We start from the raw sequence: 24,942 nt of genomic DNA on the forward strand, positions 1-24,942 counted from the left end.
CGATCAGTCCAGCCGCATCAGGTTCCTGCCCTCGAGCTCGACAACAGCGGCTTCGACCTCCCGCGCGAGGCGCTCGGTGCTCCACCCCAACGCCCGCCCGGCGATCGCGGCAATCTCCGTCAGGTCGCGGCTCGTCAACGAGCCGCCTATCGCCAACGTGCTGCGGCGCATAACGACATCGGCCAGATGTTCGACGAATTCGTTGCGCACGATGTAGTCGATTTCCGCCTTGCCGTAGCCGTCCGAGTCCGGCAGACGACCCTCATCATCCGACCCATGCCTGGCGATCTCAACGGCTCTGGTCCCGTAGCGCGACAGCAATTGATCAAGGCGCCCTTCCCCGGCGCCTGTTGCCTGCTGTGCCTCGGCCAGCCAGTCCGCGCGGGCCGGGGCGTTGGCCGGGAAATCCCTCCCGCCGCCGATCGGCATGGCTCGCGTCGTCACCTTGCGGCTGCGCTGCAAGCGCTTGAGTACGGTATCAGTGACTTCCTCGGCAAAGCCGCGGAAGGTCGTCCATTTGCCGCCGACCAGTGAGATTACCGCAAAGGGCCTGTCGCCGTCCGGCTCGGCAACCGGCGCCGAATGATCGCGGCTGATCAGTCCGGGCGTCGCGGCTTCAGATGTCGGGAGCGGCCGGATGCCGCTATAGGCGTAGACGATCTGGTCGCGCTCGAACGCCATGCCCGGCAAAAGCGTTCGCACGCTGTCGAGCAGATACTCGACTTCTTCGGGTTCGCAGCGCACCGCGTCGGGATTGTCGGCCTTGATGTCGGTCGAACCGACCAGCGCCAGGCCGAGATAGTCGTAGACCAGGCAGATGCGGCCGTCATCGGCCTCGAAATAGAGCATGCGCCCGGCCAGGCTTTTGACCAGTTCGTCATGCTTCAACAGGATATGCGAGCCCTTGGTGCCGCCGATCATCTTCGACGGCGCGCCAAGCAACGCATTGACGTCGTCGATCCACGGACCGGCGGCGTTCACCACCAGCTTCGGCCGCACCGAAAATGCACTGCCGTTTTCCGGCTGGAAGGTGAGCACGCCATTGGCTGAAGCCGCCAGCGCCGTGTAGTTGGCACCGGCAGACGCCGCGTGGGCCTGCAAGCCGTCGAGGATCAGTTCCAGCACCAGCCGTTCCGGGTGACTTATCTTGGCGTCGTAGTAGGTGCCGGTGGCGACGATCGCCGGATTGAGCGCTGGCATGTCGCCAAGCGCCTGCCGCCGGCCGACCATGCGGTGGCGCGGCATGACCTGGTTTCGCGAACCGTAGAAATCGTAGATCATCAAGCCGATCTTGATCAGCATGGCGCCGCGGCTGCGAGGCGCGCTGGTCGAGCCGAGCAGCGTTCGCAACGCCGCGAGCATGCCCTTGCTCCACGAGAAGATCGGGATGACGGTCGGCAGCGGGCTGACATAGTGCGGCGCGTTTTGCAGAAGCAGATTGCGTTCGAGCGTCGACTGCGCCACCAGCCCGAACTCGCCGGTCTCGAGATATTTCAAGCCGCCGTGGATGAGCCTCGACGGCGCGGCACTGGTGCCCGAGCCGAAATCCGCCTTGTCGACGATCAGGCAGCTGACACCTTGCGCGCACAGATCGCGAAACAGCCCTGCCCCGTTGATGCCGGCGCCAAGAATGACGACGTCGACCTCGCCGGTCCCGGCCACCGCGGCGAGACGCCCGGCGGGATTGTCCGCCCCTGCTCCGTCTGTTCGGCTCATGGCGCTTTCGTCTTGACGATGCGCAGTTTCACGCCGGCCCGCTCGAGGCTCTGCGCCTGCGCATCGCCGAGGCCCTCGGTCACCAGCACGGCGTCGAAACTGGTCAAATCGTCGAAGACATGCAGCGCGATCCGGTCGAACTTTGCGTGGTCGACCAAAAGGATGCGCTTCACGGAGGCGGTCATCATCGCCTGCTTGACCCGCACGACATTCGGATCCTGGATGAAAGTAGCGGTTCCGGTGACGGCCGAAGCCGAACAGATCAGCACATTGGAGCGCAACTGCGCCACGGCGTTCTCGCAGACGATGCCGATATAGGCATTGTACGTGGGATGATACTGGCCGCCGAGGCAGATGAAATCGATATCGTCCACATTGATCAATTGGCTCGCCGTCGAGACGCTGTTGGAAATGACGGTCAGCGGCTTGACGTCGAGCAGCAGCGTCGCGACCGCGTTTGCCGTCGATGAATCGTCCAGCATCACCACCTGGCCGGCCTCGATATAATCCAGTGCCGCCCGCGCCAGTGCATCCTTCTCGGCTCGATTGACGGTCACCCGGTAGCGGAAAGCGCTCTCGTAGAGGCCGGACGGCTGGACCGTCACCGCACCGTGCAGCTTGCGCAGCACGCCCTGCTGCGCCAGCCGGTCGATATGCCGGTGGATGGTCATGCGCGACACGCCGAAATGCTCGACCAGATCATCGATGCGCACCTGGCCGAGCTTGATCACATAATCGGCGATCTCTTCGCGTCGTTCGTCGGCCTTGATCATGCGTTTACCCCCGGCCGCGCCAGCCTTTCGATATCAGGCCAATGCCACTTCAGCTGCTCGGCTATGCGGCAGTAGAGCGAAAACCGCTCATTGAACACAGCACTGGAGGCGGGCACGGGTTGATACGTCCGCTCCGTCATGCCGACCTGCCTGGCGCCCTCTTGCGGCGTCTTGAACAAGCCGACCGCGGCACCTGCGCAAAGCGCGGCACCGAGGGCCGCGGTCTCATCCGTCGAGGTGACGGTGACCGGGGCGTTCAGCACGTCGGCAAACATCTGGACGAAAGCAGGATTACGCGAGCCGCCCCCGGTCAGGCGGATCTCGCTGACGGCAAAGCCGTCGCGCAAGGCCTCGACATGGGTGCGGTGATTGAAGGCGATGCCTTCCAGAACCGCCTTCAGCATGTCGCCGCGATTGTGCCAGCCATGCAGGCCGACAAAGCTGCCGCTGGCCAAATCGCCATAGGGAGAGCCGAACAGATAGGGATGAAACAGGATGGTCGAAGGCTTCTTCAACGCCGCGTCGATCTCTCCCGCCAGCAATTCGTGGAGGGAGCCGCCATCCGTCCTGTCCTGCTCCGCGCGGCAAAACGTGTCGAGAAACCAGTCGTAGTTCGCGGTCGAGGCCGGCGAGATCGACATGTTGTTCCAACGGCCCGCATCGATGGCGTTGCGGCAGAACCAACGCCGGTCGACGCGCGGTTGCGAAGAGACGACTTCATTGATGGAATAGGTGCCGGCGACGATGGCGAGCACGCCGTCTTCATGGCCGCCCATGCCAAGCGCCGAGGCGGCCACGTCGTGCAGGCCGCAGGCGACCGGTGTTCCCTTGCGAAGGCCGGTCCTTTCGGCGGCATCGGCTGTGACTTGACCGGCGATGTCAGCCGAATGCGCCACCGGCGGCAGCGCGTCGAACAGATCCTCCAACCCGAAGATGCGCAGCGCTTCAGGCGCATAGGCTTGCGTGCGAAAATCCGTGAATGAGGTGCTTGCCTCCGTGCGGTCGGTGCCGATCGTGCCGGTCAGGCAAAAGCGCAGCCAGTCCTTGCAGGCCAGCACATGGCCGATGCGGCCATAGCGATCAGGATCGCTCTGCTTGAGCCATGCCAGCAGCGCCGACGGCGCCGAAACATGCGGCGTCTGGCCTGTCGTCGCCAGCGCATCGGTGAAAACGGTACCGGCGAACCACCTGTCGACAATGTCGCCGGCGCGGCTGTCGAGCGACAGGATGCCTGGTCCCAAAGGCTGACGATCATGATCGAGCAGATAGAGGCCATCGCCATGCGCGGTCGCCGCCACCGCCTTGATGTCTTCCGCCGGCCTGCCGGAGAGCGCGATCGCCTCCTTGATGGCGTCGGCGGTTGCTTGCCACAGGCCTGCCATGTCGCGCTCCACCCAGCGCGCGTGGAGCATCGATTGCGGCACCCGGCGGCGCGCCGCTGACAATTGCGTGCCGTTCGTATCAAAAATGACCGCCTTGGTGACCGTGAGGCCGTTATCGATTCCGAGCAGGCTGGGCATGATCACCGCCTCTTCAGCAATTGGCGATTGCTACAGGGCGATCCTGTAGTCTGATGCAAGGGCGAAACACATGGCGACAACCCCGATTGAGCAACGGGGACAAACGGCAAAACCACCTTGCCGCAACAAAGAACTCATATCTTTATGTGAACTTAACGTCAACATACGCGACAAAAGGCTTCGGCGCCAGTGGAGGCACGGATGGATCTCGCGGTGCTGGGGCGACGCGTTGTCAGCTGCTAAGGCCGTCGCGGATGGCGCTGAAATAGCGGTCGGTTCCGACCTGCCCGCCCTTGAGCGCAACCTCCAGCCCATCGATCGCCTTGACGCGCGAGTGAGCTACGCAAAGCGGCGAGCCCGGCGATGCCGGCAGCGGCATTCGCACCGTCAGCGCATCGACACCCATCTCGCCGAGCGCGTGGCTCGACGTATCGCCGCCGGCAATGACCACGCGCTGCAACTTCTGCTCGATGGTCAGCGCGCGAAGCAGTTCGCCGAGGCCGCGACCAAGCTTGTGGCGGGCGCCTTCCTCGCGGTCGATTTCGCCCCCCCTGTCGGCCGTGGGTCCAAGGGCCGTGTAAAGAACGACGCTGCGCCCGGCTTCCAGACTGGCGCGACCGGCTGCCGCCGCGCGTGCAATCGCATCTCCGGAAACTTCGGAGACCAGTTCGACGGGATCAACCTCGATGCCGTCGAAGCCGTCGGTCAAAGCGTGCCGGATCTGTCGTTCGGTCGTCGGCGAACAACTGCCCGAGACGACCGCGATCCGGTCGGCGGCACCTGGCGGCGAAAATCCTGGCTCAGCTCTGACTGTCCCATTCGACGCCCATTCCGCCAGCAGCGCATATTCGATCCCGGACGAACCGACGACGAACAAACCGCCCGGTTTACGGACGCGCCATATCTCCTTGCCGGCAAGCGCCTGCGTCTCGCGGCTGTCGACATCGACAAGTACGATGTCGGTGCCCTCGGCGAGCAAGCGATCGAAGGCTTCCGAGCGCGACACCGACTGCAACGTCGCGAGGTCGACCAGCCCCGATGTGAGCTCCGTCTGCCGCGACAGATGGACCAGCAGGTCGGATTCATCCATCGGCGTCGTCGGGTGGCGGCTCATCACCGGATGGCGGTCGATGCGGAAATACTTCTCACGATAGGCCGCGAACAGATGACCAAAGGCAGTGTAACGCTTGAGTTGCGGCGCCCCGACCAGCAGCGGCACGCTGTCCTGCGCGAAGACCGAGCGGCCGATCTCGATCGCCCGGCCGATGCTGCCGATCGCCGGGCTGGAATCGAAGGTCGAGCAGACCTTGTAGTGGCAGATTTGGGCATTCAGCGCCTTCAGCCAGGCGAAGGCGTCGGTGAGATGCGTGTCCATCCATTGCGGCGTCTCGCTGCGGCTGGTGCCGGCCAGGCCAATGGCGCGGCAATGGCTGAACTGCTCAACCATGGCCGCGTCCGGCTGGCGCATGAACAGCACGGTCGGGACGCCGCCGAGTTCGAGCGCTTCCATGACGTCGGTCGAGCCGGTGAGGTCGTCGCCATAATAGCTGAGAAGCAGGTCTTGCATTGCTTCAGGCCGCTTTGCCGTCGCCGAATTTTTCGATCGACCGCGCCAGCTCCGGATGGCTCAAGGCGAAATCCGCCAGCGGAATGCCGTCGACCGCCGCCTGCCAGGCTTGCTGCACGGCACGCACCCCGGCGCCCGGTCCATCCGGATGGCTGACGATGCCGCCGCCGCACAGATAGAGCAGATCGACCGTGCGGCCGGTCCGTTCATAGGTCTCGGGCGCTTGCCCGCCCCATTGGCCGGAGCCCGCCACAGGCAAGGCGCAATCCTCAGGCGCAAAAATCGGCGTCGTCACCGCCTTGAAGGACTCGACGAAAGACGCGTCCGGCTCCCAGTATTTCGATTGGATGCCGTTGATCTGGAACTGGTCGACGCCGAGCAGCCGCCAGAACTGTTGCCAGACCTTGAAGTCCATGCCGAGGCCGGGATGGCGAGTAAGAATGTCCCAGCCGTTGCGATGGGCATGCAGCACCAGGCTGGAGCGTTTTCTAAGAAACGCCATGCCACCGAAGCCTATCGAATTGATGTTGACCACCGCGCAATTGCCGCCCGCCTTGGCCACCAGATCGTGGTTGCGCATCATCTCGTCCGGGTCGGCATGCGAGATGCCGAAGGCATACATCACCTTCTTGCCGGTCCTCTGCTCGTGGTCGAGGATCAGCGGCATGATTGCCTTCACCCGCTCCGCCAGCGGCGAATAGGCCGGGCTCATCAGCTTCTCGTCGTCCTTGATGAAATCGACGCCGGCGGCGATCAGCTCCCCCACCATTGCGGCGGTCTCGTGTGGCCGAAGCCCCAGCGCCGGCTTGACGATGGTGCCGATAATCGGTCGGTCCGCAACACCTGTCAGCCTGCGGCTGCCGGCGACGCCGAACTGCGGACCCGGATGGGCGCCACTGAATTCCCCCGGCAATTTCATGTCGACGACGCGAATGCCGGACAGGCCCTTGATCGAATAGGCGCCGCCGATGGCAATCGTCATCAGCGCCGACAGGTCGGTCCCGATGGCATCGAATGGAAAGGCGATGTCGACATCCGCGCGCTTGAACGGCCCGTCACCGGCCTCGGGAAGCGATGGCCTGTCAGCCTCAGGCAAATGCCGAATGGTCAGGACACGCGCGGCCACCCGGGCTTTCAGTTCCTCGGTCTCACCGGGCAGCGCGACGAAGGTTCCAGTCGACTGGTCGCTGGCGATCTTGGTCGCCAGCGCCTCGATGCTACCTGACGTTTCGATGCGGTAGGTGAGCGTGATCATGGTTCGTTGTCTGAGGCCGCGGAGGTTCGAAATGAGTTCCTTGATCGTCAGAATCTGGTATAATGAGTACATAAGCTTTGCAAGCAATATCCTGTCTTGCGGCTATGGCCGATCGGGGCGACGGCCATTCCGGGAATGGCTGTGGCAATGCTAGATAGAGACAGGTCAAGGGAGTGATTCGCGACGATGAACCGTTCGGAGCCGATCGTCCGGCGCAAACTTTCCGACGAAGTGTTTTTGCGGCTGAAGCGCCTGATCACCAGCGGAGAATTGACGCCGGGCGACGACATGCCGTCGGAGCGCGAGTTGATGGAGCGCTTCGAGGTCGGCCGTCCCGCGATCCGCGAGGCGATGCAGGCGCTGAGCAATATGGGCCTCGTCGCGATCTCGCATGGGGAACGCGCCAAGGTGCTCCAGCTGACCGCCAAGTCGATCATCAAGCAGGTCGATGGCGCAGCCAAGATCATCCTGTCGTCGTCGAAGGACACGTTGGAACACCTGAAAACGGCGCGCATCTTCTTCGAGCGCGGTATGGTCAGGGAAGCCGCCGAAAACGCCACTGCCGAGGACGTTGAGCAGCTGCGGGCCACAATTGCCGAACAGCGTGGCTTTCGCGGCGATTCCGAAGCCTTCATCTCCGCCGACATGAAGTTTCACACCCAGATCGCGGCGATCTCGGGCAACCCGATCTATATCGCCGTCAGCGAGGCGATGCTCGGTTGGCTGAAGGAATATCACACCGAAATGCTGATCTGGACCGGCAAGGAACAGTTCACGCTGACCGAGCATGAAGAGATCATCGGCCGCATTGAGAAGAAGGATGCCGACGGCGCCGAGAAGGCGATGATCAAGCACCTCGAGCGCTCGCGCGCGCTTTATGTGATGAACTCCGGCAACTGATTTCAGCTGATCCGCGTGATCGCGTAAGGGGTCATCACCAGTTGGCCTCGGCCAAACGCTGAGATGTCGACCGTCACGTCGTCCGCCGTCAGGTTCGCCAGCCACGCCACGGTCTTGCCCGAAGCGGAGCGGCCGGCCAGCGCCAGCACCTTGGTCTCGTCGCTCGTCCTTGCCGCAACATGGGCAAGGCCGGCCAGTTCGCAAAGCCCCTTGATGGCATCGAAGATCGGCCGAGGCGATCCTTCCGCGACGGGTTCGCCGGATGCTGCCAGCACGCCGAAGGGCCCGGCGAAGCCGGACAGCGTGAGCAGTTCCAGCCCGGCCGGCGCGACACGCGCGGCATAGCCGATCGCCCATGCGGCTGCGAACAGGCCGGCATGGCGAGGGTCGCGATCGGCCATGGTGATGCGCTGTCCCCCGGGATTGCCCTTGGTCGCGCCGCCATAGGGGTTCTGGCGCATGGCGATCGTCGATGGACCGATGCGGTAAGGCTTTTCCCCAAAGATCGCCCGCGCCGACGCGGTTATGGAGGGCAGCGCCTCCAGCGACTGCATGACGCTGAGATCGTCGGCGGCGTGCACGATCGGGCACGTGCAGTGAGTGACGAAATCGAGCAGGCCCCCCGGCACGCGCTTGCGGTTGAGCTCGGTGAAATAGCTGAACATGCCGCCGCCAAGCCGGATATCGGGAAAGGCGCGCCGCGCCGCGTCATAGACGTCTTCGAGCGGCGGACAGTCCGGCCACGCACTGCCCGGCGGTGTCGACTGCCGGTCGACCGAAGGCGAGACGGCAATGGCCGAAAGCTTCAACCCGGCTTGACGCACCATGTCGGCAACGCCTGACAGCTCGGGATCGAGGTCGCCCGCGCAGGCAACGACGCATTCCAGCGTCGTCTGCACCGGATAGGCGGCGGTGAGCCTTGCATAAGACTGCAATGCTTCGAGACCGTGGCCGCGCGTCGGATCGTAGTGGAAGACAAGTTGCTGCGGGCCGAGCTCGGTCAATGTCGAAAGATTTGCGAGCGCTGCTTCGACCTCATCCGGGTAGATGATCACGCCGAGATCCGGCAGCCTCTGCCCGGTCTCGCCGAGTTCGACGCTGACCGGTTCGGCGGCAGATGCTGCGGCCGGCATTCCCCCCTCGCCGGTGATGCGCAGGCTGACCGTCTGGCTTACAGTTTGGCCGGCCGGCAGTACATAGGGCCAAGGCAGCGCCAGTGGCCGCACATAGGTCTTGTAGGACGCGTCCGACCAGTTACGCTGGTCCTCCATCTCGAAAGTGTCGCCCTCCATCCGGCATTCGGCAGTAATGCCCGGCCGGACTTCATGGGTGATCGCGCGCAAATCCTTGAAAGGCTGCCAGGGATCGATCAACAGCGGCAGTTTCGTCGCCACCACGCTGCCGTCGGTATGCTCGACCGTGACCGGGCTGCCGGCGAGGCCGGCGATCGGATGCAGGACGCAAAAACCGCAGCGATTGGTCTCGAAATCGCTTTCAGGGACCGCGCTGACGTCGAACACTAGGTGACCGTTGGCGGAGCCCTTGATCGTAGCGCGAAAGTCGAGCCGGCTTCCGCCCGGTGCTAAGCAAGTTGCGGAGTAGCTGACGGAGAAGCTGTCGGCGTCCTGATCGACGGCAAGGTCCGTCAGCGCCGGTTCATAGGTGCCCCAGTAGCGGTCGCGCACGATGTAGGCGATGGCGCGCAGCACTTCGATGCCGCCGTAACGGATGGTGCGCAGGCTGCCGTTGACAAAGTCGGCGCTGAGCAAGCCCGCACTCAGCCTAACCGGCTCGGCCTCGACCACGCGTGTGCCGTATAGGAGGAAGGCGTCGGCTGTCATGTCAGCAAGCCATCCAGGTGGACAGGTTCGTGGCTCGCGGCGCCCAGATAGGCCGCCTCGACCAGCGCGAATGTCTTGAGATTGTCGGCGCCCGAGGTCGCCGGCTCGGTTCCCTTTGCCAGGCAGTCGACCCAGTGCTGCTGGATGGCGACGACGCTCTCCTGGATGTTGTGCCATGGGCGCGATGCCCAGGCGAGTACGGGCGGCGAAACGTCGGTGATCTTCGTGCCGCTCCTGCCGGTGACGGTGAGCCGATATCCCTGCGCCAAGCGGATCGTGCCGTCGCTGCCGTCGATCTCGATCAGCGTTTCGGGAAACGGTTCGGTGGCGAGCTTCGTCGCGTAGCTACAGTCGACCACTGACGTCGCCCCGCTCTTGTGGTCCATCAGCATCGTCGCGACATCTTCGCCCGCGATGCCGGGGTTGATGCGCGCGGTTCGCGTCGTGATCGTCGACACGTCGCCCAGTAGAAAACGGGCGATGTCGAGACTGTGGATACCGAGGTCCTCGATGATGAAGCGCTTTCCCTTGGCGAGATAGGGCTGGCCGGAAAACACGTCATAGGCAGAGCGGAAGGAGATGCGCCCGAAGAACGGCGTGCCGATCTCGCCGCTGTCGAGCACGGCACGCACCGCCTGGATCGCCGACTGCCAGCGAAAATTCTCATGCACCATCAGCGGTACGCCGGCTTCCACGCAGGCCCTCACCATCGCCTTGGCGTCGGCAAGCGTCGGCGCGAACGGCTTTTGGCAAATCACCGGCACACGGTGCAGCGCCGCCATCTCGACCAGCGGACGATGGCTGGGAACGGTAGTGGCGATATCGACGAAGTCGAGGCTTTCGCTTGCAAACATCTCTGCCGCGTCGGTGTAGCGCTTCGCAATGCCGAACTGGTCGCCGATGATGCGCAGCCGCTCCGGGTCGCGGTCGCAAATGGCGACCATCGCGGCGCCTTCAATGTCGCGCCAGGCATGCATCTGGTTGATGGCAAAGAAGCCGCAGCCGATGAGCCCTCCCCGCAACTCCGCCATGCTCAGCCTGCCTTTGCCATCTGCATCAACGTCACCCGGCTCTGCAGCCGGCGCTGCGCCTGGTCGACGACGACGGCGACGATGATGACAAGGCCCTTGATCACCATCTGCCAGAAGGAACTCACGCCCATCATCACCAACCCGTCCGAAAGAATGCCGATGACGAAGGCGCCGACAATGGTGCCGCCGATCGTGCCGCGCCCACCTGACATCGAGGTGCCGCCGAGCACTGCCGCCGCGATGGCGTTGAGCTCGAAACTTTCGCCCGTTGCCGGGTGCGAGGCCATCAGTTCGGACGAGATGATCAAACCGACGATCGCCGCGCAAAAGCCGGAGAACATGTAGACGAACATTTTCACCACGTTGACACGAACGCCCGAAATTCGCGACGCCCGTTCATTGCCGCCGACGGCGAAGATGTGGCGGCCGAGCGGCGTGTATTTGGCGAGATATGCCGCCGCCAGCGCAACGACGATCAGGATCCAGATCGCCACCGGCAGGCCGAGCAGCCGCCCGGCGCCGAGGAAACCAAACCCGGTGGTGCCAAGCTCCGGCTTGCCGACGAGGTTGGGGAAGGTGCGGCCGTCCGACGACAGCAACGCCAGGCCCCGCGCGACATAGAGCACGCCGAGCGTGGCGATGAACGGCGCGACATTCAACCTGGTGATCAGCAATCCGTTGACGGCGCCGATCAATATGCCGACCGCCAGCGTGATCAGGGCGATCTCGACGACATTGAAATAGATTGTGTAGCCGAATTGCAGGTCGATTCCGTTCAGCACGAGGTAGCCGGCGACCATGCCGCACAAGCCGACGATCGAGCCGACCGACAGGTCGATGCCGCCGGTGATGATGACGAAGGTCATGCCCATAGCGAGGAAGGCGTTCAGCGCCACATGTTTCGACATCAGGATCAGGTTGGCGGTCGACAGGAAATTCGGCGCCGCGATCGAGAAGAAGATCAAGACGGCGATCAGCGCGATGAAGGTCCTCGCCTTCATCAGCGTCAGCAGCAGCGAGCCGCTCGAAACGGAGGAGACAGCCGCCTTGGCCGGGATGTCAGTCATGGGTTCTCCGTGTGCGGGGCCGGTCCGTGGCCAAGTGCCGAGGCGGCGACAAGGGCTGCCTCCGTCGCCTCGGCGCGATCGAACATGCCGGTCAGTTTTCCATTGCTCATCACCGCGATCCGGTCGGACAGCGCCATCACCTCATCGAGATCGGAGGTGGCGAACAGAATACCGAGCCCATCGCGCGACAGTTTGCGCATGGTGCGGAAGACGTCGGCCTTGGCGCCGACATCGATGCCGCGGCTGGGCTCGTCCATCAGCAGCACCTTCGGCCCGGTGAGCAGCGCCTTGCCGATTACCACCTTTTGCTGGTTGCCGCCCGACAGCGATGAGACCTCCTGCGCCGGGTCGGCGACCTTGATCGCCAGTTCCCGCACCATCTGCGTCACCGCCTGCTTCTCTTGGCCGCCGCGAATGTGAAACAGGCGGACAAAACGCGACAGGCTGGCCAGTGTCAGATTGCTGGCGACGGAGAGGATCGACACCAGCCCTTCGCGTTGGCGGTCTTCGGGGATCAGCGCCAGCCCGCGCCGGATACGCCGCGTCGTGTCGCGCTCCTTGACCTTTTTGCCGGCGATGAAGATCGCGCCGGTAGCCTGGCCATGGCGGCCCATGATGCAGTCGAACAGCTCGCTCCGCCCGGCGCCCATCAGGCCGTATATGCCGAGGATCTCGCCGGCGCGCAGCGACAGCGAGACGTGATCGACCGCCAGTCCGCCGGTCGCGCGCGGCAGGCAGATGTCCTCGGCGCGGAATATCTCTCCGCCGGGAACATGGCCGTCGGCCTTGGCGAAATCCTTGGCGTCGGAGCCGATCATCTGCCGCACGATCCACCGCGTGTCGACGTTTTTCATCTCTTCCTGGCCGGTGATGTGTCCATCGCGCAGCACCGTGATGTAGTCGCCAATGCGGATCAGCTCTTCCAGCCGGTGCGAGATGTAGACGATCGCCACGCCGCGCGCCTTGAGGTCGGCGATCACCTTGAACAGGATCTCGACTTCCGCCGCACTGAGCGCCGAGGTCGGCTCGTCCATGATCAGGATGCGCGCATCGAGCGAAACCGCCTTGGCGATCTCGACCAGCTGCTGCTGGCCGATGCGCAGATCCTCGACCAGCATGTCGGGCCTTATCCCGGCCTGCAGGCGTTCGAGAAATTGCGCCGCGCGACGCTCCTGCTCCTTGCGGTCGATCTTGCGGAACCGGTTGGTGATCTCGCGCGTGGCGAAGATGTTCTCGGCGACGGTCATATTGCCAAACAGGTTCAGCTCCTGGAACACCATGCCAATGCCGCGGTTCACCGCATCGCCCGATGACGAGAAGGAGACCTCCTCCCCTTCCAGGAGGATCCGGCCAAGCGTCGGCTGTTCGACGCCGGCGATGATCTTCATCAGCGTCGATTTGCCGGCGCCGTTTTCGCCGACCAGCACATTGACCGCGCCCTTGCGCACCTCGAAATTCGCGCGCTTGACCGCGACGGTGCCTGAATACACCTTGGAGACGTCCTCCAGTTTCAGGATGACATCGTGAGCAACCGCAGCGCTCATGGCTTCGGCCCGATTTCTGCCTCCGCCGGCGTCACCAGCGGCAGGTCCTGGCCGTTTTCGAGCGTATAGGCGCCGAGGACCTTGGCGGTCCGGCCCTCCAAGGCGTCACGCGGCAGTTTGGCAAGCACGGCCTTGACGGCATAGGCGTTGAACGCCTTGCCGAACTGGGCGAAGTCGATCTGGTTGGTAAAATCGTTGAACTGGATGAAATCGAGGCTGTCGCGCAGCGCGGTTCCGCGCATGGCCGGTCCGATCTGTACCCGCGCATCGGCCTTGCCGTCGCCGTCCACATCGATATCCATGGTCGCGGCCCGCGACTGCGTGTTGGCTGCGATGATCTTGCCCTCGACGCGAACCGCGAAGGTCCAGGGCGAATTCGCCTGCTTGTTCGGATTGCCATATTTGGCGCCGGCGGAAGCAGGATCGGTTTTCGCCAGAGCGTGGACCTGGGCAAACGGCCCGGCTTTCTGCTGGAGGTAAGGTACGACCTTCGCGGCCCAGATCTCCTCGACCATCCTGTCAGGATTGAAGCCGTTGCCGCTATCCCCCGAGGGAGTCGGCAAAATCTTACATGCGGTCAGGCTGATGCCGAGTATCACGGCAAGGATCGGCCAGGTCGGCTTGTTGTTCAGCATGATGGCTTGTTGAGCATGGTGATCAGTACCCACGGAAAATGGCGACGAGGGACGACCCTTGGGTCGCCCCTCGCTGTTCATGTCACGCCGGCTCAGTTGGTCAGCGCAAACGTTTCCAGCTTGGCAGCATTGTCGCCATTGACCAGGACGCAGTCCATCAACTGCTTTTCCTTGGCCGGCGACTTCTTGTTCTTGATGAAGTCGTTGGCCTGCTCGACCGCCATCTGCGCCTGCGCATAGGCCGGCTGCAGGACGGTTGCCTTGATGCCGCCCGCGGTGATGGAGTCGCGCACGTCATTGGATCCGTCGAAGCCGACGACGATGACGTCCTTGCGGTTTGCCGCGACCAGCGCCGCATAGGCGCCCATCGCCATCGTGTCATTGCCGGAGATGACGCCCTTGATATCCGGGTTGGCCTGCAGGATCGATTCCATCTTGGAATAGGCTTCCGTCTGGCTCCAGTTTGCCGATTGCTGGGCGACCATCTTCAGATCCGGATAATCGTCGATGACGTCATGATAGCCCTTCGAGCGAATGCCGGCATTGGTGTCGGATTCCTTGCCGACCAGTTCGACGAAATTGCCCTTCTCGCCCATCAGCTTGACGAACTCCTGCGCGCCGAGCTGGGCGCCCTGGTAGTTGTTGGAGACGATCTGCGCCACGGCGACGCCGGTGGCATTGATCTCGCGATCGATCAGGAACGACGGAACACCGGCGTCCTTGGCCTTCTGCACGGCAGCGACGGTGGCGTCGGCGCCGGCATTGTCGAGGATGATCGCCTTGGCGCCGCGACCGATCGCCGTGTCGATCAATTCGGACTGCTTGTTGGCGTCGTCATCATGGACGAGCACAAGCGCTTCGTAGCCGAGTTCCTTGGCCTTGGCTTCGGCGCCGACGGCTTCCGCCTTGAAGAACGGATTGTCGTGCGAGGGCGTGATGATGGCAATGAGCTCGGCCGCATAGGCGGGCGCCGCCGTGCCAAGCGCCAGCATGCCGGCAAAAGCCGCAAGTGTCATTCTGCGTGTGAGTTTCATGATGTCCTCCCGTTTGAAAAATTGCCTTGATCAATCAAGGCCTCTGCACTCGAATTCGTCGCGCAACGCGGGCCGCCGATCGGTTCAGGCTGAATGCCGGTGCCGGCTTCCCAAACGATCGCTGCTCCCCCGCCGTCCCTCCACTCGCCCAGGCTTCGTACTTCCCGCGAACCCTTGTCCAAGCCATCAACAGCTAAGCCAACTGGTATGATGAGTCAATCACTAATTGAGGTGACATGTGCCACTGAGCAAAAACATGTGGCTGTCATGGCGGGTGTGTCGAGCGATCGAGGCACTCCGGCCAGCGCCTGACTCGGCCTGCCTCAGGTAATGCGCCGAATGCTCGCGGCGATCTCTTCCGGCTCGAACACCCGCTTCCAGTCGTCGCGCATCAGCACCGGCTTGCCGAACTCGATCGCCTTGTTGCAAGCGTCGGAAAACACACCCTTGGTCTCGCCGAAAATGACGGCGCCGAGCACGTTCATGTGGCCGAGCAGGAAATCGAGCGCCGCCTGTTGGTCGACGCCACGCGCGACGACCTCGTCGACGGCTTCCTTCATGACGACAAGCAGTGATGCGCACACCGTCTCCGATAGACCGGGCTCCAGCAGCGCCATCTGCTCGACGGTGACACGGTGCGAGCGCATGACCGGCGCCCAGATGATTTTCGCGACCGCCTCGCCCTTGGCGTAATCCGCTTCCGGTCCCTGCATCAGCGCGCTGACCATATGCTGCTTGGCCTTGACGCCACCAAAATAGTCCTTCTTGGCCGCCATGTCGGTCTCGTCGTTGAAGATCGGCGGATGACAGGGATGGGTGACGAAATAGGTCAGGTCCGGCCGGTTGGGCAGATGGCCGGCGAAGGGTGCGGCCGCATCGAGCACTATCACCATTGTGCCTGGCGCCAGTTTGCTCTCGATATCAGCCGCCACCTTGCCGATATGCGTGTCGGGAACGGCCAGGATGACAATATCCGCCCCGTCGAGCGCCGCATCGGCACTGACCGCGTCGAAGCCCAGTCCGGTCTTCAGCCGCTCGCGGCCGGCCTCGCTGACCTCGACATGGCGTACCGTGTAGGGCGATCCGCGAAAATTGGTCGACAGGCGGTAACCCATTTTGCCGCCGGCACCGAACAGCGCAATCGTCGTCATCTATCCTTACTCCCGCATTAAACGACGGCCGCGCCGATCGTCATGTTATTAACTGGTATAATCACCTTACCACGAATTGAGGAGTTGAACAGGGCTTTGATGAGCGGCTATACGGGCCCGTTTGGCATTCCACTCGCGCTTGGCGGGCCTATAGCTGCCTGGGTCCCTGGTCTTCTCAGCCCGAAAACTAGCCCTGCGCTGCGACTCCTGGTAGCGCCTTCAGGATCCAGTCACGCGCCGGCGCCCTTCTTCAACCAGGTGAAACCGGTAGCGATCGCGTATGAACTCGTTGAAAAATTGCCCCTTCGAGAAGGCGGCGCGGAACGCCGCATAGGTCTCGGGCTCGACCTCTTCATAGTCGTAGCGGGCTCCGCTCGGGACGAACCAGACCGAGAGGATTTTCGTCGACGGGTCGTAGTGGGTGTTGCGAATGGCAGTGGACGGCATGTCGAAAATCCTGCTTCGTCCCCAAATCTTTCGCCCCAAATCCTGCTTCGAACATGCGTAATGCCGCAACGATGCGGAGGTTCCGAGAGGGAGGCGCACCACAACGCCGACAATCTTGCCCGGGCGGCGAGGCTTCCTATCTCTCCGTCAGATGGCACAGACGAAATCCAGCACAACAGCATATGCCAGCCAGGGCGATCTCTTCGGCGCGGCCGACGCGTTGCCGGAAGGATTTTCTTACCGGCCTAGCCTGATCACAACGGACGAAGAGGCGGAACTGGTCCGTCACCTCAATGAACTGTCCTTCAAGCCGTTCGATTTCCATGGCCATATTGCCAACCGGCTGGTCGCCGGCTTCGGCTGGCGCTACGACTACGACCGGCGCCAGGTCGTCGAAGCGCCGCCCATCCCGAAATTCCTGCTGCCGCTTCGCGACAAGGTCGCGGATTTTGCCGGCAGGCAGGCCACGGAATTCGCCCAAGTGCTCATCAACGAGTATCGGCCGGGCGCGGGCATAGGTTGGCATCGCGACAAGCCGCATTTCGATCTCGTCGCCGGCGTCTCGCTGCTGGCGTCCTGCAGCTTTCGGCTGCGCCGCAAAAACGGCTCGAAATGGAATCGCGAGACGATTGAGGTTCAGCCGAGATCTGTCTATCTCATGAATGGCCCAGCGCGCCACGAATGGGAGCACAGCATTCCGCCGGTCGCCGGGCACCGCTATTCGATCACGCTGCGCACTCTTAAATAGGCGATACTCCAAGCCACGCAGCAGCCGCTCTGGAAGGCCGAGCGCAGTTGTGCTTCGATTGCATATGAGCGTGGATCGCAGCAGAGTTTTGGTTACCCGCGTGGCGCTCTTTCTGTGGGCATGCCTGTCCTGCGTTCTGGCTCTGCAGTGGCTCGTCGACCTTGGCATGGTCGGCTTTCCCGACGGATACATAACGCCCTATGCCCGAGCAACGAGCACGCTGTTGCATGTCCTTGTCTGGGCATGCCTGGCTCAAAGTCTCTACTTCGCTTGCCGAGCCTTGTTTGGCAAACGCTTCGAGCCTGCTCCTCTCTTCCTGCAAATCCTGATCGCCGCCGCACTGACTGTCGTGCCGGCATTCATCGTAAAACACTGTCCGCGGTCTCAGGTATGCAGCAACATCTATGAAGCGCTCACGAATACGATGATGGACGACGGCACCGGCGGATGACGTTGTGTCTCCAGTAACTGACGAGAGTTAGAACTTTGGCGTCGCGCCGCGCGGTGGCGGTAAAACCTGGAGGAACCATGCGAAAGATCCTGGCATCGATGCTGCTGTTCGCGGCAGCGCTATCGGCAAACCCCGCTCGGGCGCTGGACAGTACCATCCCGCCGGTTGTCGTCACACCGCTTGCCGATCGCAGCCAGACGGCGTCCGGCCAGCCGATCGTGCTGCCGCAGAAAAATGTCCAGGTCCTGGTTTCAACCTATGACATTGCGGTCGGTGCCACTCTGCCGGTGCACAAGCACCCGTTTGCCCGCTACGCCTATGTCGAAGCCGGGACACTCAAAGTGACGAATGTCGAGACCGGCAACAGCAACACCTACAAGACGGGCGATTTCATCATCGAGATGATCGGCCAGTGGCACCAGGCCACCAACATCGGCGACGGCCCGGTCAAGCTGCTGGTCATCGACCAGGTCGAACAAGGCGCCAAGAACACGGTGCTGCGCCAGTAATTGCGGATCGGCCGGGTTGCCGGGCTGGCCCAAGCAGCGACTGGCTGTTCCGGCTTCCCCACCAACCGAGCCGATGCTAGGGCTGGCCGTCATGCAATCATGAAGGATCGCCCCTTGGCCGGAAATGCTCGCCCCCTGATCGAAATCTGCGTCGAAGGCATCGATGGACTGCTGGCTGCGCAGGCCGCCGGCGCCGACCGGGTCGAGCTCTGCGCCAGCCTGGTCGAAGGCGGCATCACGCCCAGCCTCGGCACGGTGCGCGCCGCACTCGAGAGCGCGACAATTCCCTTCCATGTCATCGTGCGGCCGCGCGGCGGCGATTTCCTCTACAGCGAGGCCGAATACAGCTCGATGCTCGCCGATGTCGCAGCGCTTCGTGACCTCGGCGTCGCCGGCGTCGTTGTCGGTTGCCTCAATGCCGACGGCACCATCGATGAAACCCGCATGGGCGCGCTGGTCCATGCCGCCGGTCCGCTCGCCGTCACCTGCCACCGCGCCTTCGACATGACCCGCGACCCGGCCGAGGCGCTGGAAGCGCTGATCCGCTGCAAGGTCGGCCGCGTGCTGACCAGCGGCCAGAGGGACACCGCGGTGGAAGGCGCCGGCCTGTTGGCGGATCTCGTCCGCCAGGCCGACGGCCGCATCATCATCCTCGGCTGCGGCGCGCTGGACCCCGAAAACATCGCCGGGGTGCTGGCATCAACCGGGCTGACGGAACTGCATTTCGCCGCGCTCAAGGACGTACCGAGCGCCATGGCCTACCGCAACCCGCAAGTCGGCATGGGCGGCGGCGATCTGGACCGCGAATACCGCACCACAGTCACCGATGGGGCGCTGGTTGCCGCGACGATTGCGGCGGCCAGAGCATGATGAGCGAAGCCGTGACTGGGCCGTCGCCGATCAGCCGTGTCTCGCCTCAGGACGAAGCGGCCATCCTCGCACTCAACAATGAGCACGCCGCCGAACTGTCATGGCTCGAGCCCGAACGGCTGTCTTTCCTGCTTGGCGAAGCGTTTTACGTCAGGCGCATCGGCACGCTCGAAGCCTTCATCATGACCTTCGACCAGAATGCGGCCTACGACAGCCCGAATTTCCTCTGGTTCCGCGAGCGCTATCCACGCTTCGTCTATGTCGACCGCGTCGTCGTCGCGGCGCAAGCGCGCGGCCGCGGCCATGCCCGCCGGCTCTACGAGGATCTGTTCGGGGAAGTCGCACGCGCGGGCCACAGCATCGTCACCTGCGAGGTCAATGTCGAACCGCCCAATCCGGCTTCGGACGCCTTCCATGCGGCGCTTGGCTTTGCCGAGGTCGGTGACGCGGTGATCCATGGCGGCAAGAAGGCGGTGCGCTACTACCTCAAGGAGATCGCCGGCTGATGGGTCGCCGGCTGATGATCGGCAAGCAGATCGCCACGGCGGCATAAGATTAGGAGTCCGTAGCCCTCACCAATTCCGGTTCAGCCAGGCCCGCGCGGGCTTCTCGACCAGATAGTAGCTGCATAATGCACAGGCGAAGACAGCCGCCAGCATCGGGATCGGCGCACTGCCCTGCTCGGCGACGAATTTGTAGAAGGGCTGTTGCCAGAGATAGAGCGAGTACGACCACAGCCCGATCATCACCATCGGCCTGGATGAAAGCAGGCCGGTCAGATGCCAGCTGCTGGTGTCCAGCGTATTGACGGCAAGCGCCAGCAAGGGCACCGCCAGGAGATAGTGGACCGGCGTCGGCACCGGATCGAGGAACAGCAGAATGGCGGCGGCCGCCGACACCAGACTGACATAGGGACCCTTCAGGAATGCCGGCAGCCGGTCATCGTGCCTGAGCAGGCAGATCGATGCCGACAGCAGGATCGAGGCGATATGCACGTCGGTGCGCCAATAGCTGTGCTCGTAATCCATGCCGAGCACCCAGTACGAAATGGCGCCATTGGCCATCGCCAGCAGCGACAGCGTCACCAGCAGCCGCACGACATTGCCCCGCCCGGTCACCGCCACGCTGATCAGCGCCAGGATGATGTAGGCGTGCTCTTCCACGCATAGCGACCAGATGTGGTCGAGCGCGCCGGCGCGGGTGATGAGAATTCCGGCATAGTTGTAGGTGAATGTCAGCGCCGTCAGCGCCGCCTTCCATTTGAAGGCGATAAAGGTGCCGGAGAGCCCGATCATGGCTGATGTCACGAACACCAGCAGCGCGGGATAGATGCGCGAAAAGCGGCGCTTGAAGAATTTTTTCAGCGGAAAGCGTTCGATGAACAGTATCTCGCCCATCAGCCGGCCTGAGAGCACGAAGAAGAACTCGACGCCGAGCACGCCGAGATTGATCCCGGGAACGGGGAAGAAATGGCCGATCAGCACCAGTGCGATCGAAAGCCCGCGCCAGCCATCGAGATAGGCCAGTCTTGCTCTGGCTGCTTTGTCGGCTGTGGCCCGCGGCAGGGCAACAGACGCTGCGGAGATGTCGGCCATGCCGATCCTCTACGACGCAAGATCTTGGCGCAGCTCACACCGCCGCGCGCAGAATCCACCCCGTGTTCCGCCTAGCTATACATATTGCAGTGCAATATCAGATTGTGCAAGTGCGAGAATGGGGCTGGGCAGTCCCTTGGGAAGTATGCGCCTGTTCTTGCACGGGAATTACCTAAACAACGGATTTGCGCGTGGCAGCGAACCCGCAAGGACTGGGCAGTTACAGCCCGCCGCAGACGAACAAAGGGGCCGCGATGGCCCCTTTCCTTGTCAGTAGCTTTATGATGTCAAGCGTTGGCGGCGTTCACCGCGCGCTTGGCCATCACGGCGATCAAATTGGCGCGGTATTCGGCCGAAGCGTGGAGGTCGGTCATCAAATTCTTCGCCGGCACTTTCACGCCGTCGAGCGCCGATGTGGCAAAATTCTTCGCCAGTGCGGCTTCGATCTCCTTCGAGCGGAACACACCGTCATCTCCGGCGCCGGTAACGGCAACGCTGACCCCGTCTTTGCCCTTGGCCACGAACACGCCGACGATCGCATAGCGCGAGGCCGGGTTGCGGAATTTTTCGTAAGCAGCCTTGGCCGGCGCGGTAAAACTCACCGCGGTGATGATCTCGCCCTCCTTCAGCGCCGTTTCGAACAGGCCGGTGAAGAATTTCGCGGCTGAAATCTCGCGCTTGTTGGTGACGATGGTGGCGCCCAGCGCCAAGAGCGCCGCCGGATAATCGGCGGCGGGATCGTTGTTGGCGACCGAGCCGCCGATCGTGCCCTTGTGGCGCACCGCCGGGTCGCCGATCAGCGACGCAAGGTGCGCAAGCGCCGGACAGGCCTTCCGCAGCTTCTCGTCATTGGCGACGTCGTAGTGGGTTGTGGCGGCGCCGATGGTGATGGTCTTGCCCGACACCTTGACGCCTTGCAGCTCCTTGATCCGCGACAGGTCGACCAGGTCGGAGGGTGCGGCGAGCCGCGTCTTCATCGCCGGGATCAGCGTCATGCCGCCCGACAAAAGCCTGGCGTCGCCGCTCTTCACCAGCTTGGCGGCGTCGGCGACCGAGGCGGCGCGGTGGTAGTTGACTGCGTACATGGGATCCTCCCCTGAAGTGGTTAGGCAGTAGTGAGTAGGGAATAGGGAATAGGGACGCTGTCATCTCCGGTAATGCCCATTCCCTACTCACTACTCCCTACTCACTCATTTCTTCGCCCTAATCGCCGCCCACACCGTCGACGGCGAGGCCGGCATGGCGATGTCCACAATCCCCAAAGCGTCGGTGATGGCGTTGATGACCGCCGGCGGCGAGCCGATGGCGCCGGCCTCGCCACAGCCCTTGATGCCAAGCGGATTGCTCGGACACGGCGTGTTCGAGGTCGACACCTTGAATGACGGCAGGTCGTCCGCGCGCGGCATGGTGTAGTCCATGTAGCTCGCCGTCAGCAGCTGCCCGCTATCGTCATAGTGCGCGCCTTCCAGCAGCGCCTGGCCGATGCCTTGCGCGATGCCGCCATGGACCTGGCCTTCGACGATCATCGGGTTGATGATGTTGCCGAAATCGTCCGCCGCAACGAACTGGACGATCTCGGTCGTGCCGGTTTCCGGATCGATCTCGACCTCGCAGATGTAGCAGCCCGCCGGGAAAGTAAAGTTCGCCGGATCGTAGAAGGCGGTTTCCTTCAGTCCCGGCTCCATGCCTGCCGGCAGATTGTGAGCGGTGTAGGCGGCAAGCGCCACCTGGAACCAGGGCAGGCTCTTGTCGGTGCCGGCAACCTTCACCTCGCCATTCTCGATGACGATGTCGCCCTCGTCGGCTTCGAGCAGATGGGCGGCGATTTTCTTGGCCTTGGCCTCGACCTTGTCGAGCGCCTTGGCGATGGCCGACATGCCGACCGCGCCCGAGCGCGAACCGTAGGTGCCCATACCCATCTGCACCTTGTCGGTGTCGCCATGGACGATCGAGACTGAGTCCAGTGGCACGCCAAAACGCTGGTTGACGAGTTGCGCGAAGGTCGTCTCATGGCCCTGGCCATGGCTGTGCGAGCCGGTCAGCACCTCGATCGTGCCGACGGCATTGACCCGCACCTCGGCCGATTCCCACAGGCCGACGCCGGCGCCGAGCGAGCCGACGGCCGCCGACGGCGCGATGCCGCAGGCCTCGATGTAACAGCTCATGCCGATGCCGCGCAGCCTGCCCTGGTTGGCGGCGGCAGCCTTGCGTTCGGCAAAGCCGGCATAGTCGGACGCCTTTGTCGCCGCATCGAGCGAAGCGCCGTAATCGCCGGCGTCATAATTCATGATGACCGGCGTCTGGTGCGGAAACTCGGTGATGAAATTGATGCGCCGCAACTCCGCCGGAGAGACCCCGAGTTCGCGTGCGGCGGTCTCCATTGTGCGTTCGAGCAAATAGGTCGCTTCCGGCCGCCCTGCCCCACGATAGGCATCGACGGGTGCCGTGTTGGTGTAGACGGTGCGCACATTGGCGTGGATTGCGGGAATATTGTACTGGCCCGACAGCAGCGTCGCGTAGAGATAGGTCGGCACGCAAGACGAGAACAGGGACATGTAGGCGCCGAGATTGGCGATGGTGTCTACCTTGAAGCCGGTGATCCGGTTGTTCTTGTCGAACGCCATTTCGACTGTCGAGACATGGTCGCGGCCATGCGCGTCGGTGAGAAAGCTTTCGGTGCGGTCGGCAACCCATTTGACCGGCACGCCGGTCTTCTTCGACGCCCACAGGCAGACGATCTCTTCGGGATAGATGTAGATCTTCGAGCCGAAGCCGCCGCCGACATCGGGCGCAATGACGCGCAGCTTGTTTTCCGGTGCGACATTGTAGAAGGCGCTCATCACCAGCCGCGCGACATGCGGGTTCTGCGACGTCGTCCAGCAGGTAAAATGGTCCTCGGCTTTGTCGTAATGGCCAAGGGCCGCGCGCGGCTCCATGGCGTTGGGAACCAGCCGGTTGTTGACGATCTTCATGCGGGTGACATGGGCCGCCGCCTGGATCGACGCGTCGGTCGCCTTGGCGTCGCCGATCTCCCAGTCGAAGATCAGATTGTCCTCGGCATCGGCATGGACCTGCGGCGCACCTTTTTGCAGCGCCTTGGTGGCATCGACCACCGCCTTCAATTCCTTGTAGGTGATCTCGACCGCTTCGGCCGCGTCGCGGGCCTGGCCCTTGGTTTCCGCCACCACGATGACGACCGCATCGCCGACATAGCGCACCTTGTCGACCGCCAGCGGCGACCACGCGCCCATCTTCATCGGCGAGCCGTCCTTGGAATGGATCATCCAGCCGCAGATCAGGTTGCCGATGCCGTCGGCCTTGAGCTCCTTGCCGGTCAAGACGCCGATGACGCCGGGCATCGCCTGCGCTCGTCTGACGTCGATCTTCTTGATCTGAGCATGCGCGTGCGGGCTGCGCACGAAAGCGGCATGCTTCATGCCGGGAACCACCATGTCGTCGACATAGCGGCCGGCGCCGGTGATGAACCGTTTGTCTTCCTTGCGCACGACCCGAGCGCCGATGCCTTCAATGCCCATAGGAATTCCTCCGGAATAGCGAATAGTGAGTAGCGAATAGTGAACAGTGAGTAGGGAATTGTGCTCGGAGCGGTTCGGCTAAACCGACTACTCGCTATTCACTATTCACTACTCGCTTCTTTCTTACGCTGCCTGTTTCGCCCTGCCCTTCGGCACCTTCGCCATCGTCTGCGATGCGGCGAGGATCGCCTTGACGATGTTGTGGTAGCCGGTGCAGCGGCAGATGTTGCCTTCGAGCTCGGCGCGCACCGTCGCCTCGTCAAGGCCTTCGGGATGGCGCGCGATCATGTCGGTCGCCGTCATGATCATGCCCGGCGTGCAGAAGCCGCATTGCAGCCCATGATGTTCCTTGAACGCGGCCTGCATCGGATGCAGGTCGCCGCCATTGGCAAGTCCTTCGATCGTCACCACGGTCGACCCGGAGGCCTGCACGGCCAGCATCGAACAGGACTTCACCGCCCTGCCGTCGACATGCACGACGCAGGCGCCGCATTGAGAGGTGTCACAACCGACATGCGTTCCGGTGAGACCAAGATTTTCGCGCAGGAAATGAACCAGTAGCGTTCGGTCCTCGGCAGCGCCGCTGATCCGTTTTCCGTTCACGACAAACGAAACGTCCGACATGCATCCTCCCTGGGTATGACCTTGGTAGTCATGCTGCCGATGCGGCTTTGGCGCTCGGCCATGAGCTATTGGTACACTGCACAAAGCGCAAAAAACACACGGCGCTCATTGTACTTTCGGTCATGGAG

Annotated in this window: 23 protein-coding genes; 6 read left to right on the forward strand and 17 right to left on the reverse strand. The window is 63.0% G+C overall.

Annotation, left to right across the window (positions count from 1 at the left end; translation table 11 throughout):
* Positions 1-3 precede the first annotated feature (3 nt).
* From NKI61_RS06185 to oiaX, 5 genes are all read right to left on the reverse strand, one after another.
* Positions 4-1,716 (reverse strand): glycerol-3-phosphate dehydrogenase/oxidase, encoded by a 1,713-nt coding sequence (locus NKI61_RS06185; RefSeq protein ID WP_352839029.1) that lies wholly within the window; start codon positions 1,714-1,716, stop codon positions 4-6.
* Positions 1,713-2,489: a DeoR/GlpR family DNA-binding transcription regulator gene (locus tag NKI61_RS06190; RefSeq protein ID WP_352839030.1), complete on the reverse strand. Its 777-nt coding sequence runs from the start codon at positions 2,487-2,489 to the stop codon at positions 1,713-1,715. The genes NKI61_RS06185 and NKI61_RS06190 overlap by 4 nt, the downstream gene beginning before the upstream one ends.
* Positions 2,486-4,009: an FGGY-family carbohydrate kinase gene (locus NKI61_RS06195; RefSeq protein WP_352839031.1), complete on the reverse strand. Its 1,524-nt coding sequence runs from the start codon at positions 4,007-4,009 to the stop codon at positions 2,486-2,488. The genes NKI61_RS06190 and NKI61_RS06195 overlap by 4 nt, the downstream gene beginning before the upstream one ends.
* Positions 4,010-4,241: 232 nt before the next feature.
* Positions 4,242-5,576 (reverse strand): four-carbon acid sugar kinase family protein, encoded by a 1,335-nt coding sequence (locus tag NKI61_RS06200; protein WP_352839032.1) that lies wholly within the window; start codon positions 5,574-5,576, stop codon positions 4,242-4,244.
* Between the two features lie 4 nt (positions 5,577-5,580).
* On the reverse strand, positions 5,581-6,831 hold the full coding sequence (oiaX, locus tag NKI61_RS06205; protein WP_023701694.1) for a 3-oxo-isoapionate-4-phosphate decarboxylase OiaX: 1,251 nt from the start codon (positions 6,829-6,831) through the stop codon (positions 5,581-5,583).
* A gap of 186 nt (positions 6,832-7,017) precedes the next feature.
* Here oiaX and NKI61_RS06210 point away from each other — a divergent pair, with 186 nt between their 5' ends.
* Positions 7,018-7,731 (forward strand): transcriptional regulator NanR, encoded by a 714-nt coding sequence (locus NKI61_RS06210; RefSeq protein ID WP_023672607.1) that lies wholly within the window; start codon positions 7,018-7,020, stop codon positions 7,729-7,731.
* Between the two features lie 2 nt (positions 7,732-7,733).
* On the opposite strand, the gene apnL is transcribed toward NKI61_RS06210, so the two are convergent.
* The 8 genes from apnL to NKI61_RS06250 all read right to left on the reverse strand — a co-directional run bounded on the left by apnL (position 7,734) and on the right by NKI61_RS06250 (position 16,481).
* A complete protein-coding gene (apnL, locus tag NKI61_RS06215) occupies positions 7,734-9,572 on the reverse strand; it encodes a D-apionate lactonase (RefSeq protein ID WP_352514112.1) in 1,839 nt (612 codons plus the stop codon).
* The gene (locus NKI61_RS06220) at positions 9,569-10,603 is read right to left on the reverse strand and encodes a Gfo/Idh/MocA family protein (RefSeq protein ID WP_023681700.1); all 1,035 of its coding nucleotides are present in this window, start codon (positions 10,601-10,603) and stop codon (positions 9,569-9,571) included. Before NKI61_RS06220 ends, apnL begins: the two co-directional genes overlap by 4 nt.
* Before the next feature lie 2 nt (positions 10,604-10,605).
* On the reverse strand, positions 10,606-11,670 hold the full coding sequence (locus NKI61_RS06225; protein ID WP_023741526.1) for an ABC transporter permease: 1,065 nt from the start codon (positions 11,668-11,670) through the stop codon (positions 10,606-10,608).
* On the reverse strand, positions 11,667-13,214 hold the full coding sequence (locus NKI61_RS06230; RefSeq protein ID WP_023741527.1) for a sugar ABC transporter ATP-binding protein: 1,548 nt from the start codon (positions 13,212-13,214) through the stop codon (positions 11,667-11,669). The genes NKI61_RS06225 and NKI61_RS06230 overlap by 4 nt, the downstream gene beginning before the upstream one ends.
* Positions 13,211-13,849 (reverse strand): DUF2291 family protein, encoded by a 639-nt coding sequence (locus tag NKI61_RS06235; protein WP_023741528.1) that lies wholly within the window; start codon positions 13,847-13,849, stop codon positions 13,211-13,213. Before NKI61_RS06235 ends, NKI61_RS06230 begins: the two co-directional genes overlap by 4 nt.
* A gap of 92 nt (positions 13,850-13,941) precedes the next feature.
* Entirely contained in the window at positions 13,942-14,883 is a 942-nt protein-coding gene (locus NKI61_RS06240) for a D-ribose ABC transporter substrate-binding protein (protein WP_023741529.1), read from the reverse strand.
* 323 nt (positions 14,884-15,206) lie between these two features.
* Entirely contained in the window at positions 15,207-16,034 is an 828-nt protein-coding gene (locus NKI61_RS06245; RefSeq protein ID WP_023688186.1) for a phosphogluconate dehydrogenase C-terminal domain-containing protein, read from the reverse strand.
* Positions 16,035-16,253: 219 nt separating this feature from the next.
* Positions 16,254-16,481, reverse strand: coding sequence for a KTSC domain-containing protein (locus tag NKI61_RS06250; RefSeq protein ID WP_023681706.1), 228 nt, complete (start codon positions 16,479-16,481; stop codon positions 16,254-16,256).
* Between the two features lie 151 nt (positions 16,482-16,632).
* On the opposite strand from NKI61_RS06250, the gene NKI61_RS06255 reads away from it, so the two are divergent.
* The 5 genes from NKI61_RS06255 (at position 16,633) to NKI61_RS06275 (ending at position 19,565) form a co-directional block, all read left to right on the forward strand.
* Positions 16,633-17,229 (forward strand): alpha-ketoglutarate-dependent dioxygenase AlkB, encoded by a 597-nt coding sequence (locus NKI61_RS06255; RefSeq protein WP_031246096.1) that lies wholly within the window; start codon positions 16,633-16,635, stop codon positions 17,227-17,229.
* Between the two features lie 64 nt (positions 17,230-17,293).
* A complete protein-coding gene (locus NKI61_RS06260) occupies positions 17,294-17,680 on the forward strand; it encodes a hypothetical protein (RefSeq protein WP_023691071.1) in 387 nt (128 codons plus the stop codon).
* Between the two features lie 77 nt (positions 17,681-17,757).
* A complete protein-coding gene (locus tag NKI61_RS06265; RefSeq protein ID WP_023681708.1) occupies positions 17,758-18,189 on the forward strand; it encodes a cupin domain-containing protein in 432 nt (143 codons plus the stop codon).
* Between the two features lie 99 nt (positions 18,190-18,288).
* Entirely contained in the window at positions 18,289-19,059 is a 771-nt protein-coding gene (locus NKI61_RS06270; protein ID WP_031246097.1) for a copper homeostasis protein CutC, read from the forward strand.
* A complete protein-coding gene (locus NKI61_RS06275; protein WP_023741532.1) occupies positions 19,059-19,565 on the forward strand; it encodes a GNAT family N-acetyltransferase in 507 nt (168 codons plus the stop codon). Before NKI61_RS06270 ends, NKI61_RS06275 begins: the two co-directional genes overlap by 1 nt.
* A 66-nt stretch (positions 19,566-19,631) precedes the next feature.
* Here NKI61_RS06275 and NKI61_RS06280 read toward each other — a convergent pair whose 3' ends face one another.
* The 4 genes from NKI61_RS06280 to NKI61_RS06295 all read right to left on the reverse strand — a co-directional run bounded on the left by NKI61_RS06280 (position 19,632) and on the right by NKI61_RS06295 (position 24,814).
* Positions 19,632-20,654 (reverse strand): acyltransferase family protein, encoded by a 1,023-nt coding sequence (locus tag NKI61_RS06280; RefSeq protein ID WP_352514113.1) that lies wholly within the window; start codon positions 20,652-20,654, stop codon positions 19,632-19,634.
* 287 nt (positions 20,655-20,941) lie between these two features.
* Positions 20,942-21,739: an FAD binding domain-containing protein gene (locus NKI61_RS06285; RefSeq protein ID WP_352514114.1), complete on the reverse strand. Its 798-nt coding sequence runs from the start codon at positions 21,737-21,739 to the stop codon at positions 20,942-20,944.
* Between the two features lie 105 nt (positions 21,740-21,844).
* Positions 21,845-24,190, reverse strand: a complete 2,346-nt coding sequence (locus NKI61_RS06290) for a xanthine dehydrogenase family protein molybdopterin-binding subunit (RefSeq protein ID WP_352839033.1) — start codon at positions 24,188-24,190, stop codon at positions 21,845-21,847.
* 123 nt (positions 24,191-24,313) lie between these two features.
* On the reverse strand, positions 24,314-24,814 hold the full coding sequence (locus tag NKI61_RS06295) for a (2Fe-2S)-binding protein (RefSeq protein WP_023725653.1): 501 nt from the start codon (positions 24,812-24,814) through the stop codon (positions 24,314-24,316).
* Between the last annotated feature and the right edge of the window lie 128 nt (positions 24,815-24,942).

It is taken from the genome of Mesorhizobium sp. M0514 (genome assembly GCF_040321145.1).
Taxonomy (GTDB): domain Bacteria; phylum Pseudomonadota; class Alphaproteobacteria; order Rhizobiales; family Rhizobiaceae; genus Mesorhizobium.

Excerpts from the sequence above, each read along its gene's own strand:
- NKI61_RS06185 (WP_352839029.1), bottom strand. The coding sequence starts at position 1,716 with ATGAGCCGAACAGACGGAGCAGGGGCGGACAATCCCGCCGGGCGTCTC.
- NKI61_RS06190 (WP_352839030.1), bottom strand. The coding sequence starts at position 2,489 with ATGATCAAGGCCGACGAACGACGCGAAGAGATCGCCGATTATGTGATC.
- NKI61_RS06195 (WP_352839031.1), bottom strand. The coding sequence starts at position 4,009 with ATGCCCAGCCTGCTCGGAATCGATAACGGCCTCACGGTCACCAAGGCG.
- NKI61_RS06200 (WP_352839032.1), bottom strand. The coding sequence starts at position 5,576 with ATGCAAGACCTGCTTCTCAGCTATTATGGCGACGACCTCACCGGCTCG.
- oiaX (WP_023701694.1), bottom strand. The coding sequence starts at position 6,831 with ATGATCACGCTCACCTACCGCATCGAAACGTCAGGTAGCATCGAGGCG.
- NKI61_RS06210 (WP_023672607.1), top strand. The coding sequence starts at position 7,018 with ATGAACCGTTCGGAGCCGATCGTCCGGCGCAAACTTTCCGACGAAGTG.
- apnL (WP_352514112.1), bottom strand. The coding sequence starts at position 9,572 with ATGACAGCCGACGCCTTCCTCCTATACGGCACACGCGTGGTCGAGGCC.
- NKI61_RS06220 (WP_023681700.1), bottom strand. The coding sequence starts at position 10,603 with ATGGCGGAGTTGCGGGGAGGGCTCATCGGCTGCGGCTTCTTTGCCATC.
- NKI61_RS06225 (WP_023741526.1), bottom strand. The coding sequence starts at position 11,670 with ATGACTGACATCCCGGCCAAGGCGGCTGTCTCCTCCGTTTCGAGCGGC.
- NKI61_RS06230 (WP_023741527.1), bottom strand. The coding sequence starts at position 13,214 with ATGAGCGCTGCGGTTGCTCACGATGTCATCCTGAAACTGGAGGACGTC.
- NKI61_RS06235 (WP_023741528.1), bottom strand. The coding sequence starts at position 13,849 with ATGCTGAACAACAAGCCGACCTGGCCGATCCTTGCCGTGATACTCGGC.
- NKI61_RS06240 (WP_023741529.1), bottom strand. The coding sequence starts at position 14,883 with ATGAAACTCACACGCAGAATGACACTTGCGGCTTTTGCCGGCATGCTG.
- NKI61_RS06245 (WP_023688186.1), bottom strand. The coding sequence starts at position 16,034 with ATGACGACGATTGCGCTGTTCGGTGCCGGCGGCAAAATGGGTTACCGC.
- NKI61_RS06250 (WP_023681706.1), bottom strand. The coding sequence starts at position 16,481 with ATGCCGTCCACTGCCATTCGCAACACCCACTACGACCCGTCGACGAAA.
- NKI61_RS06255 (WP_031246096.1), top strand. The coding sequence starts at position 16,633 with ATGGCACAGACGAAATCCAGCACAACAGCATATGCCAGCCAGGGCGAT.
- NKI61_RS06260 (WP_023691071.1), top strand. The coding sequence starts at position 17,294 with ATGAGCGTGGATCGCAGCAGAGTTTTGGTTACCCGCGTGGCGCTCTTT.
- NKI61_RS06265 (WP_023681708.1), top strand. The coding sequence starts at position 17,758 with ATGCGAAAGATCCTGGCATCGATGCTGCTGTTCGCGGCAGCGCTATCG.
- NKI61_RS06270 (WP_031246097.1), top strand. The coding sequence starts at position 18,289 with ATGAAGGATCGCCCCTTGGCCGGAAATGCTCGCCCCCTGATCGAAATC.
- NKI61_RS06275 (WP_023741532.1), top strand. The coding sequence starts at position 19,059 with ATGAGCGAAGCCGTGACTGGGCCGTCGCCGATCAGCCGTGTCTCGCCT.
- NKI61_RS06280 (WP_352514113.1), bottom strand. The coding sequence starts at position 20,654 with ATGGCCGACATCTCCGCAGCGTCTGTTGCCCTGCCGCGGGCCACAGCC.
- NKI61_RS06285 (WP_352514114.1), bottom strand. The coding sequence starts at position 21,739 with ATGTACGCAGTCAACTACCACCGCGCCGCCTCGGTCGCCGACGCCGCC.
- NKI61_RS06290 (WP_352839033.1), bottom strand. The coding sequence starts at position 24,190 with ATGGGCATTGAAGGCATCGGCGCTCGGGTCGTGCGCAAGGAAGACAAA.
- NKI61_RS06295 (WP_023725653.1), bottom strand. The coding sequence starts at position 24,814 with ATGTCGGACGTTTCGTTTGTCGTGAACGGAAAACGGATCAGCGGCGCT.